Origin of the sequence: Allokutzneria sp. NRRL B-24872 (genome assembly GCF_002155965.1) — a bacterium.
Lineage (GTDB): Bacteria > Actinomycetota > Actinomycetes > Mycobacteriales > Pseudonocardiaceae > Allokutzneria.
Genome location: NZ_MUMH01000390.1, coordinates 1 through 727, shown reverse-complemented (window position 1 = coordinate 727; position 727 = coordinate 1). Strand labels below are relative to the sequence as shown.

Below are 727 nucleotides of genomic sequence, written 5' to 3'. Positions count from 1 at the left end.
CCTTCACCCGGCAGCCGGGCTTCTACCGGGAGTGCGTCGCGGCCTTCGGGGAACTGCCCGGATGGCATGTGGTGTTGCAGATCGGGAAGTACGTGGACCCGGCCGAGCTGGGGGAGATCCCGGGCAACATCGAGGTGCACCGCTGGGTGCCGCAGTTGGCGATCCTGGAGCAGGCCGACGCCTTCGTCACCCATGCCGGGATGGGCAGCAGCGCCGAAGGGCTGTACTGCGGGCTGCCGATGATCGCCGTACCGCAGAGTGCCGAGCAGCCGATGAACGCCGACCGGCTGGTCGAACTGGGCGTGGCCCGCCGTATCGACACGGCGGATGCCACGGCCGAGGTGCTGCGTGCCGCTCTGACCGAGCTCACCACGGATCCGGAGGTCGCGCGCGTCTCGGCGCGGCTGCGGGACGAGGTGCGGGCCGAGGGCGGCACCGGGCGGGCCGCCGATCTGATCGAGGACGCGCTGCGGTGACATGACGATGGCCCGGCCGCTTGTGGCGGCCGGGCCATCGGCAGGCGCCAGGCGGTTACTTCACGATCGTGATGCGGTCCGCCTTCGGCGGGTCCAGGGGCGAGGACTGCGACGAGTGCGCGCCCAGGTAGGCCGTGAACGCGTCCAGGTCGGAGGCGCCGACGAGCTTGTTCTTGCCGTCCTTGAAGGCCGGGAAGCCGTCGCCGCCGCCCGCGAGGAACTCGTTCATCGCGACGCGATAGGTCTTGGCG

At 71.0% G+C, this 727-nt stretch carries 2 protein-coding genes; one reads left to right on the top strand and one right to left on the bottom strand.

What is annotated here, in order from left to right; all coding sequences use genetic code 11:
* Positions 1-476: nucleotide disphospho-sugar-binding domain-containing protein (locus CCN37_RS38245; RefSeq protein ID WP_305764731.1), on the top strand; the 476-nt coding region annotated here is incomplete at its 5' end.
* 55 nt (positions 477-531) lie between these two features.
* On the opposite strand, the gene CCN37_RS38240 is transcribed toward CCN37_RS38245, so the two are convergent.
* The coding region (locus CCN37_RS38240; RefSeq protein ID WP_210408419.1) for a 5'-nucleotidase C-terminal domain-containing protein at positions 532-727 on the bottom strand (196 nt) is incomplete at its 5' end.